This is a genomic window from Peptoclostridium acidaminophilum DSM 3953 (assembly GCF_000597865.1).
GTDB classification, from domain to species: domain Bacteria; phylum Bacillota; class Clostridia; order Peptostreptococcales; family Peptostreptococcaceae; genus Peptoclostridium_A; species Peptoclostridium_A acidaminophilum.
The window spans coordinates 927,682-940,380 of record NZ_CP007452.1; the positions used below are offsets into that span (position 1 = coordinate 927,682).

Here is a 12,699-nt window from a genome sequence, read left to right on the forward strand (position 1 = left end):
GTATAAACGATATATTAGGCATACATGCGGCGGTGCATTCAAGTATATGCGGCGGGCATGCAGGAAGCCACAGTTTTGGGAGGAAAGTGAATGGGCATGGCAAACATATTCCACGATTCTCATGATTTATACTTCAAAAATCCTTTCGGCGCCATGTCATGCGGACAATCCGCTACTCTAAGAATAGCCATGGGCACTGAAGAGGAAGTCAAAAACGTATGGGTTTTGTTGCATGAAGAAGGCGTACTTGGTGTCCCTGATGAGATTGCAATGACCAGGGAAAACCAAAAATCTGGATTAAGCATATTTTCGGCTCGAATAAATATACCCTACAAGACAGGTATTCTATGGTATCACTTCAAGATTGAAGCTTTAAGCGGAGTATTCTATTACGGCAACAATAGCCACCAGACTGGGGGGGTAGGCCAAACGTACATTCTTCAGCCAAAGCCATACCAAATCACGGTGTATTCTAAAGAATTAGATACGCCATCCTGGTTTAGACAAACTGTAGTTTATCAGATATTTCCCGACAGATTTTTCAACGGCAATGATGGTCGGAAGATATATGGCCGGAAAATATATAACAAGAAGAAAAATAGTTTCATATATTCCCAATGGGATGACACACCTGTTTATGTCAAAGACGACAATGGCGAGTTGTTAAAGTGGGACTTCTTTGGAGGCAATCTAAAAGGCATCATAAGAAAGCTGGATTATCTTAAAAAGCTGGGAGTGGGCTGCATATACCTGAATCCCATATTCGAATCGCCCAGCAACCACAGGTATGATGTGTCGGATTACAAGAAAGTGGATGGCATGCTTGGAGACGATGACGTGTTTAGAAAACTTGTAACCGAGGCGCAAAAAAGGGGCATATCCATAGTTGTTGACGGAGTATTCAGCCATACAGGCAGCGACAGCATATATTTCAACAGGTACGGCAATTATGCGGAACTGGGCGCCTATCAATCGAAGGATTCCATATATTACAGATGGTACAAGTTCGAATCGCATCCTGACGAATACAAGAGCTGGTGGGGCATAAAATCACTGCCTGAGGTCAATGAGCTTGATGAAACTTACACGGACTACATTATAAGCGGCGATGACAGCGTGCTAAGGCACTGGATGAGCATGGGAATAAAGGGATGGAGGCTCGATGTGGCCGATGAGCTTCCGGATGAATTCATAGAACGCTTCCGGGAGTCGCTTAAAAAAATTGATGAAGAAGCGGTCCTTATTGGCGAAGTCTGGGAGGATGCATCTAACAAAATAAGCTACGAAAAGAGAAGGAATTACCTTCTCGGCAAAGGCCTGGACAGCGTTACAAACTATCCATTCAGGCGCATAATGCTGGATTTCATGTTTGGGGAAAAAGGCTCGAGAGAAACGACACAAATGCTGATGAGTCTGTATGAAAACTATCCGGCCAAGGCTTTTTATTCAAACTTGAATCTGATAGGCAGCCATGATGTTTCGCGAATCTTGACACTGCTTGGCGGAGCGCCTGAAAGCAAAGATATGGACATGACTCAAAAATACAGGTACAAGCTGGATGTCAACATGCGGCAGCTAGGACTTAAAAGACTCAAGCTCTTGAGCCTTGTACAGATGACCTACCCTGGCGTTCCGTGCATATACTATGCTGATGAAGCGGGCATGGAAGGCTATGAGGATCCATTCAACAGGGCAACATACCCATGGGGCGGAGAGGACCAGGGCTTGCTGGCGTGGTATCGCCATTTCATAAGACTGAGGAACGAAAATGACGCCTTCAAGGTTGGCCATTGGAGTCCGCTGGAACTTCCGGAAGATGTGTTTGGATTCACAAGGAGCACCCCTGGAGGCAGAGGCATATTCGGTGAAAAGGCTACTGAGCAGTTTTTCGTAGTGATCATAAACAGAAGCCCGGCCAATATAGCCGATTTTGAAATCAAGCTTGCAGGCTGCAAGTCAACGGCATTTGAAGAAATACATACTGGAGAAGAGCTTGCGTGCAGCGCAGGCATTCTGAAAATGTCTCTAGAGGGATATTCAGCCAAAATATTCAAGAAAAAAGACTATTAAAGCGGTTAGCTATATGAAACCTTGGATTTTCAAGCTGTCATGCAAGATAATTGTTTTAACTTGGGTTTTATATGGATATATATCTATTGTGGGATTGTAAAGCCTTATATGCAGCAATCATTTGATGGAAGGAGATAGTGTAATGATCAAAAAGAAAAAAGAGGTTGTAGCAATGATACTTGCAGGGGGGCAGGGAAGCCGGCTCGGAGCGCTCACAAAGACTAATGCAAAGCCTGCGGTTCCCTTTGGCGGAAAGTACAGGATAATAGACTTTACTTTGAGCAACTGCTCGAATTCGGGAATATACACTGTAGGTGTGCTAACGCAGTACCAGCCACTTACATTGAATGCGCACATAGGCATAGGCAGTTATTGGGACCTTGACAGGAAGGATTCCGGAGTTACGGTGCTTCCGCCGTTTGTCGGAAGAGAGGGTGGAAGATGGTACAAGGGTACTGCAAATGCGATATTTGAGAATACAGATTTCATAGACATGTACGATCCGGAGTACGTAATAATACTTTCTGGTGATCACATATACAAGATGGACTATTCCAAAATGCTAAAGTACCACAAGGAAAAAGGCGCTGATGCCACAATATCCGTAATGGAGGTGCCGTGGGAAGAGACGAGCAGGTTTGGCATAATGAACTGCAACGATGACAATAGCATATATGAATTTGATGAAAAGCCGGAAAACGCAAAGAGCAACCTGGCGTCTATGGGTATATACATATTCAATTGGCAAAAGCTTAAGAAATACATGGCAGAGGACGAGCAGAATGTTGAGTCCGACAATGACTTTGGAAAGAATATAATACCTACCATGCTATCGGATGGGAACAAAATGTATGCCTACAGGTTTAAGGGGTACTGGAAAGACGTGGGAACGATAAAAAGCCTCTGGGAAGCAAACATGGACCTATTGAAAGACGACAACGAGCTTAACCTGTACGATAGAAAATGGAGAATATACTCAGTCAACCCTGTGAGTCCGCCGCATTATGTAAGTGAAGACGCTTGTGTCAAATCATCGCTTCTGGACGAAGGCTGCATAGTTCACGGCAACGTTGAAAATTCAGTGCTTTTCCCGGATGTATACGTGGGTAAGGGAGCCAGGATAGTTGATTCGGTTATAATGTCGAATGTCAGGATAGAGGAGGGCGCAGTAATAGAGCGCGCCATTGTAGGCGAGGACTTAGTCATAAAGGCTGGCCAAAAGATAGGCAATATTGAATCTGAAGACATCACACTATTCACAGAATAGACACGCAGGAGGTATATCATGAAAGACGTCATGGGAATAATAAACCTAGGAGAATCAGAAGAGAACATAAAGACACTCACATACCACAGGCCAATAGCGTCCATACCCTACCTTGGAAGGTACAGGATCATAGATTTCATAATTTCGAACATGGTGAATGCCGGCATGGAAAATATAGGCGTTTTCACGGGTAACAAGTTTGGCTCGCTTGTAGACCATCTGGGTTCTGGAAAGGCATGGGACCTCGACAGGAAGGTAGACAGGCTGTATGTGCTGAGCCCAGAAGCTCAAAGCGCAAAACCTTTCTACCACGAAGGTGACATAAAGAATTTCAAGGAGCACCTGAGCTATATCAAAAAAAGCAGGCAGGAATACGTAATGCTCTCCAAGAGCTACATGGTGTTCAACGTGGATCTGAAGGATGCAGTGGAATTCCACAAGGATTCGGGATCGGACATAACCATACTATACAAGCAAGTGACCGAAAAAAAGGATTATTTCATAAATTGCGACACGCTAAATGTTGATGGAAGCGGCAAGGTTCTCAGCATAGGCACAAACACGGGAGCCGGCCCATGTCCGAACATTTCGATGGAAGTCTACATCATGAAGAAAGAAATGCTTGTGAATATGATAGAGGATGCGATATCCTTCGGAGATGCAAACTATCTCAAGGAGATGATTCTCAAAAAAATATATGACGGCAAGACCAGTGTGAATTCATACAAGTACAATGGATATCTTGCATGCATTAATTCACTCATGAACTATTACATTGAGAGCATGGAGATACTAAACCAGGAAAACTACCAGGAGCTTTTCACAGGCCATGGCCTTATATTTACAAAGGTAAAGGACGAGGCTCCGACAAAGTATGCCGATTCATCCAATGTGAAAAATTCTCTTTTGGCAAATGGCTGCATAATAGAGGGACATGTTGAAAACAGCGTTATATTCAGGGGAGTAAAGATCAAAAAGGGTGCAGTAGTAAAAAACAGCATAGTAATGCAGCGCTCTGTGATTGAAGAAGGGGCCACAATTGAAAATGCAATACTGGACAAAGGAGTCACTATAACTTCACAAAAGCAGTTAAGGGGTGACGAGAAAAGCCCGATGGTTATAAGGAAGGATTCTGTTATATAGCAAAAGCAATATACAGGGGGTAATAAAATGACACGTGTTCTCTTTGCAGCATCCGAGGCATACCCTTTCATAAAAACCGGTGGCCTTGCCGATGTGGCTTTTGCCCTTCCAAGAGAGCTAAGGCGCTACGGCGTAGATGCAAGGGTGATAATACCAAAATATATGGACATAAAGGAAGAACTTAAAAGAAAAATGAAGTTTGTAAAGAGCTTCAATGTGCAGGTTGGGTGGAGAAACCAGTATTGCGGTATACTTGAATGCGAATATGAGGGCGTTCCCTTTTATTTCGTAGACAACGAATACTACTTCAACAGAAGCGGCATATACGGCTATGATGACGAAGCTGAAAGATTTGCTTTTTTTTTCGAGGGCTGTGCTAGATTTCGTTGCCAATACAGATTTCAAGCCTGAAGTGATACACTGCAATGACTGGCAGACCGGAATGGTTTGCGCGCTTCACAAGCTGCAGTACCGCTGGAGGCCGGAATTTTCAAACATAAAGACGGTGTTTACAATACATAACCTCAAGTATCAGGGGATTTTCGCGCACGATATGATGAGCGATCTTTTCGGACTGGGGTATGAGCATTTCAACTCAGACGAGCTCGAATACAAAGGGGCGATGAGCTTCATGAAGGGAGGGCTTGTCTACAGCAATGCCATTACTACTGTGAGCGAAACGTACGCCGGAGAAATACAAAATCCGCATTTTGGCGAAGGGCTCGAGGGTATACTCCAAAAGAGGAATGAGCATCTCTTTGGCATATTAAACGGCATAGACTATGACATATACAACCCAAAGACGGATTCCAACATAATAGAAAAATATGATGTTTTTACTGCAACTGAAGGCAAGCTCAAGAACAAGCTGCACCTGCTCGATCAACTCGGACTCGAGAAGAATGTCGACATTCCGGTTTTAGCAATGATCACCAGGCTTACTGAACAAAAAGGCCTTGATCTTGTAGAAGGTGTACTCGATGAGCTGCTTTCAAGGCACAGAATAAGCATTGCTGTGCTTGGAACGGGAGACAGAAAATATGAAAATCTTCTCAGGTACTACTCCCAGAAATATGAGGGAAGAGTTTCAGTCAGCATCAAATTCGACAATTCGCTGGCGCAGAAGATATACGCAGGCTCGGACATGCTGCTGATGCCTTCCAAATTCGAGCCGTGCGGACTCAGCCAGCTTATAGCGCTAAGGTACGGAACTATTCCTATAGTCAGAGAGACGGGGGGGCTCAAGGATACTGTAGTCCCTTACAACAAGTACACCGGCGAGGGCAATGGCTTTAGCTTTGCAAATTACAACGCGCATGAAATGCTGTATACTATAATAAGGGCTATCGATACATACATGGACAAACCGGTGTGGGATATGCTTGTAAGGAATGCGATGAAAGACGATTTCAGCTGGAAGAAATCATCATTGATGTACAAAAGCCTCTACAAAAGGCTGTTATAGCATCTCAACATGAACAAAGCGAGTCTTTTTGCAGGCTTGCTTTGTTTGAGGTTTACAGGGGGAATCTGAAATGAACATCAGCAAGGAAAAATTCAAACATGATTTTATAGAGCAGCTTATGACAAGAAGGGCCAAGAGCGTCAAGGAGGCCTCAGACTGGGACAAATATGCCACGCTGGGAAGCCTTGTCAGAGGGTATCTTGCAAGGAACTGGGTAAAGACAAATTTAAAGTACTGTAATACAGATTCAAAGCAGGTCTACTATTTTTCAATGGAATTCCTGATGGGAAGGCTGCTTGAAAATCATCTTATAAACATGAACATGCTGGATATATGCAAGGAGGGGCTTGATGAGCTTGGCATAAACCTTGAGGATGTCTTGAATGTAGAAAAAGACCAGGGACTTGGTAACGGTGGTTTGGGAAGGCTGGCGGCGTGTTTTCTCGATTCCATGGCATCAATTGGAATACCGGGGCACGGTTGCGGCATAAGATACAAGCGGGGATTTTTTGAGCAAAAAATAATAGACGGCTACCAGGTGGAGATGCCTGAAAAATGGCTTGAAGAAGAAAACATATGGGAGATAAAGCATCCCGAAAAAGCTGTTGAGGTGCGATTCTGGGGCGGTGTTAAAGCCGTAAAGGCAGACGGAAGGCTTGAGTTCTTTCATGAGAACTACGAACCGGTACTTGCTGTGCCGTACGACACGCCGATAGTGGGCTTCAAAAACAATACGGTAAACACGCTGAGGCTGTGGAGCGCAGAGCCGATAAGGAAGAATTTCGATTTCAACCTTTTCAACAAGGGCGACTACCTTAAGGCCATGGAGTACAACTATCTGGTGGAATCCATATCAGAGCTCCTATACCCCAACGATTCGCATCCAGAGGGCAAGCTGCTCAGGCTCAAGCAGGAGTATTTCCTTGTTTCAGCAGGGTTGCAAAGCATAGTGAGGAGCTACAAAAAATCCGACAAATCAATCAAAGATTTTGCAGAGCACGTGGCTATACACATTAATGACACTCATCCATCGCTTGCGATACCGGAGCTAATGCGAATACTTATGGACGAGGAAAAGCTCGGCTGGGAAAAGGCCTGGAATATAACAACGAAGGTCATATCGTATACCAATCACACAATAATGTCCGAGGCCATGGAAAAATGGCCGATAGACATGCTCAAAAGCCTTCTTCCGAGAATCTACATGATAATATATGAAATTAACGAGAGGCTATGCTCGGCGATATGGAAAAAATACCCGGGCGAATGGGACCGGGTGGCAAGAATGGCTATAATAGCGGACGGCTATGTAAAGATGACATATCTTTCAATAGTTGGAAGCCACAGCGTAAACGGCGTTGCCAAAATACACTCGGATTTACTAAAAGACGAGGTGCTGCGCGATTTTGCCCAGTTTTATCCGGACAGGTTCAATAACAAGACAAACGGCATAACACACAGAAGATGGCTAATACAATCGAATCCTGAGCTGACTGAATTAATAAGCGATAGCATTGGAGATGCCTGGATCAAGCATCCTCGCATGCTCAGGAAGCTACTCGAGCTCAGAACGGATAAGGCTTTTCTGGACAGAATCTTTGAAATAAAGCAAAACAATAAAAAAAGACTTGTTGACTATGTCGGAAAAAACTATTCAATTGAACTTAATATAGACTCGATATTCGACATACAGGCCAAAAGGCTGCATGAATACAAGCGGCAGCTGCTCAACATACTGCACATAATGCACTTGTACAACATGCTCATAGAGAATCCTCAAAGCAACATCCACCCAAGGACGTTCATATTCGGGGCTAAGGCGGCTCCTGGCTACAGCGTTGCCAAGAAAATAATAAAGTTAATAAACACTGTGGCGGATAAGATAAACAACGACATCAGGGTGAAGGACAAGCTCAAGGTGGTATTTATTGAAAACTACAGCGTTTCGCTAGCACAGCTGCTAATACCTGCGGCGAATGTCAGTGAGCAGATATCAACTGTAACAAAGGAAGCATCAGGAACAGGGAACATGAAATTTATGATGAATGGAGCAATTACTGTTGCCACGCTTGACGGTGCCAACATAGAAATGCTTGAGGAGATGGGGCGGGAGAATATAATAACATTCGGCCTTGAAAAGGATGAGGTACTTGAATTATACAGCAACATGTCATACAGGCCAAAAGATATCTATAACAGAGATGTGAGAATTAAAAGGGTAGTAGATCAGCTGACAAATGAATTTTTGCCCGCATGCAGGGATGAGTTTGCTGAAATCAGGGATCTGCTGCTGATGGACAACGAGCCGTATTTCATACTCAAGGACTTTGGGGCATATCTGAATGCTCACGAGATTGTCGAGACGCTATACAGGGACAAATACAGCTGGCAGAGGATGTCGGCCTCGAATATCGCATGTTCCGGAAGATTTTCGAGCGATGAGACTATCAGGGAGTATTCAGGCGACATATGGAAGGTCAAATCTACGCTTATATAGCAAGACTGCAATAGCGGAGGGGTGAAATTGAAAAAAATAGCATATTCATTCGAGATGCGAAATCTGGACAAGACAACAATAGAGGCATACGGTATCCCTGGCGCGGTTCTAATGGAGAATGCGGGACGAAAGACGTACGAGCAGATAGAAGAACTGGCCGGAAATGAGAAAAAAATACTTGTCGTTTGCGGCAGGGGCAACAACGGCGGAGATGGGTACGTCATTGCAAGACATCTCCATAACAACGGATACACTGTGAGTGTATCCTTAATTGGGGGCAGGGACGGAATAAAAGGAGATGCGCTCCTTAATCTTGAGATAATAGAAAGGATGGGCATCCAGATCGATTACATAGCCAACGCAGAAGACTTTGCAGCCGTTTTGAAGCGAGGTTATGATATAATAGTGGACGCGATTTTTGGCATAGGAATCGACAGAAAAGTTGCGCAGCCCTTTGCCGAAATCATAGAGCTAATCAATTCCTATGAAAAAAAGGAGCTGGTGGTTGCGGTCGACCTGCCCTCGGGCCTAAATACGGACACGGGCGAAATTATGGGAAGCGCGGTGCAGTCAGATATAACCGTAACCTTCGGGGCTTTAAAGCCGGCAAATATTTTCAACGAAGGCATCAATCTCTGCGGGAAAACTGTGGTTGCAGACATATCAATACCCAGGGAGCTGCTCGAGGCTGAAAGGAAGAGCTTGCTGGAGAGTGGATTTTGCGCGGGGATCATAAGAAGAAGAAAATGCAGCTCTCACAAGGGCACCTACGGCAAAGTGGGAATAGTGGGAGGCTCGCTAAATATGCCAGGAGCGGCCATACTCTCATCGAGAGCGGCTATGCGCATGGGCAGCGGCATTGTCAATGTATTTGCGGACTGTGAAGCATTCAGTGCGCTATCAGGCAAGACTCCGGAGGTAATAGTAGTCAAATCCGATTATTCAAGGCCTAAAGACGTGACTGAGGAGCTAGCCGGGCTTGATGCAGTGCTTGTCGGGCCGGGGCTTTCAAAGGCCGCTGGACGGAGAGAGCTTTTGCTTGAGGTGCTAAGCGCGTATGAAGGACCGCTGGCAATAGATGCAGACGGGCTTAACCTGCTGCAAGGGGAACTCGGGACGCTGCGCGGCAAGAATGCTATAATAACCCCACACATAGGAGAGATGGCACGGCTGGCAGGAAAAGAGAGCAGTTTTGTAAGCCACAACGCCATGGAGGTTGCGCGCGAATTTGCAGCTGAATACGGCTGCGTTGTTGTGCTAAAGAGCGCCTCAACGGTCATAGCTCTGCCGGAGGGGGAAATATTTGTGTGCTCAAGTCCCAATCCCGGAATGGCGACTGCCGGAAGTGGGGATGTGCTCTCTGGAGCAATAGTCAGCCTTCTGGGACAGGGTTACGAGCCTAGGGAGGCCGCGCTGCTGGGCGTGCACATACACAGCCTCGCAGGCAGACTTGCGCTTTATAAAAAAGGGGAATACGGATTGTTGGCCGGAGATATAGTTGAAGAGATGCCGGAAGCCGTCAAAGGCCTTCTAGAGATTAAAGACGGCTTCTAGTATAGCCCTTGCGAGCATTTCAGTTCCGGGAACGATTTTAGAGTTTCTTTTGACAGCTACAGGATGGGAACCGTCAAAAGCAAGCACTTTGGCGCCGCTTGCATCTTTCAGCTCGAAAAGGGAGAGCTTAAGTTCAAGACTTTTTGAATGAGCCTTTATTGAAAAGTTGCCTTTATGTATCTCAACGGGTAGACTTATATGCTCATCTGTAGAGTATTCGAAATATAAAAACTTGCCCCGGATATGCGATTTTTCAAAGTAAAGCCTGAGGATTTTTCCGTAAGCATTTACGCAAAATGAATTGCTTAGACGGATGTCTTCAAGCTTTTTTTGGACTTTGCCATGAAGCACTGCCAGATTCAATATGTCATCATAGTTGTGAAGGAGAATTTTTTGCTTTAGAGTCTCGCTGGCGGTGTTTTCGTATTTTTCATACAGCAAGACGCTGTCTCTTGAAGATATGGAGTCGTCTCTTGCTATACCCATTGCCTTCTCGATTTCCTTAAGGCGGCAGCTTTCAAGGCCCAGGGGTTTTGAATACGGTCTTACCATTCGAAGCACGTCTATTCCGCAGTCTTTGGATATTTCATAGCTTAGCTGATTCTTTGCATACCTTTTGTTTAGAAATGGTATATCGAATGAAAAGCCGTTGAAAGTTACATGGCCTTCGAATTCCTCCAGGAGTTCCTTGAAATAAAAAAGAACCTCCTTTTCGTGGGATCTTTTTTTTGCCAGAAACTGAGTTATTATGGTGTCATTTCCCCGGTTGAACAGTATGCCTATTAATACTACATTGTCTGAATGAGGGCTAAGCCCTGTAGTTTCTATGTCGAATACGCAATACCCTTTGGGAATAATAATTTTTTTTGCGGTTTTATTGGAAATTATCTCCATGACGTGATCTCCTATTTTAGGATTGTATTTAAATGAGTTTTGGTTATATGATTGTATCATAAATTGACACTCCCCACAGCTAAAGCCAAGGGATTCTCAGGTGATTAAAAGCAAGTCCATTTCTGGTATGCCAGTATGACCCTGAGTTAAGGGCTATGCCAGTGGCCCGTCCTAGGGCAGAGCATATAGCTCCCTAGGCTGGCGGACTGTTGCCATCCGCTACAGGTGCAGATATTATATTTCTTGCACCCAGTATGTCTCTGTGAGTTGCAAATCCGCACGAGCACTTATACTTTCTATCGATGGCATGATTGCGAGTATTGCATGCAGGACATGTTTGGCTTGTATATCTGGGGTCTACATATTCGACCAAAATACCTTCAAGTCTTGCCTTGTACTCGATGAATTGTGCCAACCGATAGAAACTCCACGTGTGCAGATTCTTTTCGTTTTTACGGCTTGTTCTTGCCGTCTGGCGAATGCCAGATAGTTTCTCAAGTCGGATTACTGACGCATTGTTTCCTTTGGCGAAGTTAACAATCTGGCGACTTGTCTTATGGTCTTTGTCGCGCATCCAACGCTGCTCCTTGTTGTTCATTTTCTTGATAGCGCAGAGATTTTTGGATTTGCCGAGATTCTTGCGCATGGAGAGGAACTTACGTTTGACGAATTTGTTTTGGCGGCCATTGCCGAAAAACCTGACCTTGCCATCTTCACTTACGGCTACAGCAGGTATTTTCAAGCCCAGGTCGACTCCGATAACTTGATCGCCAGCAGATGGTGCTTCTTCAACCGTCACAGCTATCTGTGCGATGTACTTGTCAGACTTCTTGGTTATCCTCATCGTGCCAAGCTTGCTCAACAAAAGGCTAGCTTGGTAGTCAGTTATTATGGCTTTTACGATAAGCCGAGTTGATTTGCCATTATTCCAGACCGGGAACGACATATAGCCAAACTTTACAGCATAGTTTTGGTTGTTCCATATTGCCACTGGTTTTTTCAGCACAGGCACTTTGATTTCCTTTTGCGTGGAAGCGTCTTTTTTACTTCTAGCTTTCAAAGCTCTGGAGTATTTTTTGAATATGCTATTGGCATCTTGGATAGCTTGATTCTTCAGGGCGCTCGGAAGCTCGGCGTTGACACTCTTGGAGGTGTACCTTGCATCAGCATCCGCTAGGTAGCCGCTTACTATGCTGTTTGCAGTATCAATATATTCTTGTAGCGTCTTATTAAGCAAGGCTTCTTGCTCCTTGGTTGGCAACAGTTTTATTTGTGCGGTTACTTGCATGATGTCACCTCCTCTGAGAAGTCTTTTGGCTTTCAATGTATTGCTTGATTACCGCTATCGGAGCACCACCGACAGTCGAAACAAAATAAGAATTAGTCCACAGCGTCGGCAGTTTAGTTGTTAGTGATGGAAACTCCTTTCTTATTATTCTGGATGATCTGCCTTTAATAGCTTTAATCAGTTTGTGAATTCCAAATTGCGGGTCTACTTCCACAAGCAAATGCACATGATCCGGCATAAGCTCAAGCTCGATAAGCTCTGCTTGAAGCTCGCCGCAAATATCTTGAATCAGTTTTTTGAGTCGAGTTTCCACTTCGCCTACAAGAACTTTTCGACGATATTTAGGACACCATACCACATGATATTTGCACGAGTATACTACATTATTATTAGACTTATAATTTGTATTCATATTTGTATTATACCGCAACTAGCTATATACTAAAATCAACAAAAAGATTACGCCTTATATCCCCATAGCTAGAGCTAGGGGCTTTACGGCGTTTTTACGGTAAAAGAGC

General features: G+C 44.5%; 10 protein-coding genes. 7 read left to right on the forward strand and 3 right to left on the reverse strand.

Annotation, left to right across the window (positions count from 1 at the left end):
* The first annotated feature begins 90 nt into the window (after positions 1-90).
* The 7 genes from EAL2_RS04600 (at position 91) to EAL2_RS04625 (ending at position 9,996) form a co-directional block, all read left to right on the forward strand.
* Positions 91-2,070: a glycoside hydrolase family 13 protein gene (locus EAL2_RS04600; protein ID WP_025435234.1), complete on the forward strand. Its 1,980-nt coding sequence runs from the start codon at positions 91-93 to the stop codon at positions 2,068-2,070.
* A gap of 142 nt (positions 2,071-2,212) precedes the next feature.
* Positions 2,213-3,337 (forward strand): glucose-1-phosphate adenylyltransferase, encoded by a 1,125-nt coding sequence (locus EAL2_RS04605; RefSeq protein ID WP_038601773.1) that lies wholly within the window; start codon positions 2,213-2,215, stop codon positions 3,335-3,337.
* Positions 3,338-3,355: 18 nt separating this feature from the next.
* Positions 3,356-4,480, forward strand: coding sequence for a glucose-1-phosphate adenylyltransferase subunit GlgD (gene glgD, locus EAL2_RS04610; RefSeq protein WP_025435236.1), 1,125 nt, complete (start codon positions 3,356-3,358; stop codon positions 4,478-4,480).
* A gap of 27 nt (positions 4,481-4,507) precedes the next feature.
* Positions 4,508-4,891, forward strand: a complete 384-nt coding sequence (locus EAL2_RS16115) for a glycogen/starch synthase (RefSeq protein WP_330375806.1) — start codon at positions 4,508-4,510, stop codon at positions 4,889-4,891.
* On the forward strand, positions 4,854-5,945 hold the full coding sequence (locus EAL2_RS04615; protein ID WP_330375807.1) for a glycogen synthase: 1,092 nt from the start codon (positions 4,854-4,856) through the stop codon (positions 5,943-5,945). The genes EAL2_RS16115 and EAL2_RS04615 overlap by 38 nt, the downstream gene beginning before the upstream one ends.
* 70 nt (positions 5,946-6,015) lie before the next feature.
* On the forward strand, positions 6,016-8,442 hold the full coding sequence (locus EAL2_RS04620; protein WP_025435237.1) for a glycogen/starch/alpha-glucan phosphorylase: 2,427 nt from the start codon (positions 6,016-6,018) through the stop codon (positions 8,440-8,442).
* A 27-nt stretch (positions 8,443-8,469) separates the two neighbouring features.
* Positions 8,470-9,996, forward strand: coding sequence for a bifunctional ADP-dependent NAD(P)H-hydrate dehydratase/NAD(P)H-hydrate epimerase (locus EAL2_RS04625; RefSeq protein ID WP_025435238.1), 1,527 nt, complete (start codon positions 8,470-8,472; stop codon positions 9,994-9,996).
* Here EAL2_RS04625 and EAL2_RS14730 read toward each other — a convergent pair.
* From EAL2_RS14730 to tnpA, 3 genes are all read right to left on the reverse strand, one after another.
* A complete protein-coding gene (locus EAL2_RS14730; protein ID WP_025435239.1) occupies positions 9,973-10,890 on the reverse strand; it encodes a ribonuclease H-like domain-containing protein in 918 nt (305 codons plus the stop codon). The two genes, EAL2_RS04625 and EAL2_RS14730, sit on opposite strands and share 24 nt — an antisense overlap.
* A gap of 193 nt (positions 10,891-11,083) precedes the next feature.
* A complete protein-coding gene (locus EAL2_RS04635) occupies positions 11,084-12,178 on the reverse strand; it encodes an RNA-guided endonuclease InsQ/TnpB family protein (protein WP_025435240.1) in 1,095 nt (364 codons plus the stop codon).
* Between the two features lie 4 nt (positions 12,179-12,182).
* Positions 12,183-12,590 (reverse strand): IS200/IS605 family transposase, encoded by a 408-nt coding sequence (gene tnpA, locus EAL2_RS04640; RefSeq protein WP_025435241.1) that lies wholly within the window; start codon positions 12,588-12,590, stop codon positions 12,183-12,185.
* Between the last annotated feature and the right edge of the window lie 109 nt (positions 12,591-12,699).

What these genes read in the sequence shown, in the direction of transcription:
- glgD (WP_025435236.1), top strand. Translation starts at nt 3,356, where the DNA reads ATGAAAGACGTCATGGGAATAATAAACCTAGGAGAATCAGAAGAGAAC.
- EAL2_RS04635 (WP_025435240.1), bottom strand. Translation starts at nt 12,178, where the DNA reads ATGCAAGTAACCGCACAAATAAAACTGTTGCCAACCAAGGAGCAAGAA.
- EAL2_RS16115 (WP_330375806.1), top strand. Translation starts at nt 4,508, where the DNA reads ATGACACGTGTTCTCTTTGCAGCATCCGAGGCATACCCTTTCATAAAA.
- EAL2_RS04620 (WP_025435237.1), top strand. Translation starts at nt 6,016, where the DNA reads ATGAACATCAGCAAGGAAAAATTCAAACATGATTTTATAGAGCAGCTT.
- EAL2_RS04600 (WP_025435234.1), top strand. Translation starts at nt 91, where the DNA reads ATGGGCATGGCAAACATATTCCACGATTCTCATGATTTATACTTCAAA.
- EAL2_RS04605 (WP_038601773.1), top strand. Translation starts at nt 2,213, where the DNA reads ATGATCAAAAAGAAAAAAGAGGTTGTAGCAATGATACTTGCAGGGGGG.
- tnpA (WP_025435241.1), bottom strand. Translation starts at nt 12,590, where the DNA reads ATGAATACAAATTATAAGTCTAATAATAATGTAGTATACTCGTGCAAA.
- EAL2_RS14730 (WP_025435239.1), bottom strand. Translation starts at nt 10,890, where the DNA reads ATGGAGATAATTTCCAATAAAACCGCAAAAAAAATTATTATTCCCAAA.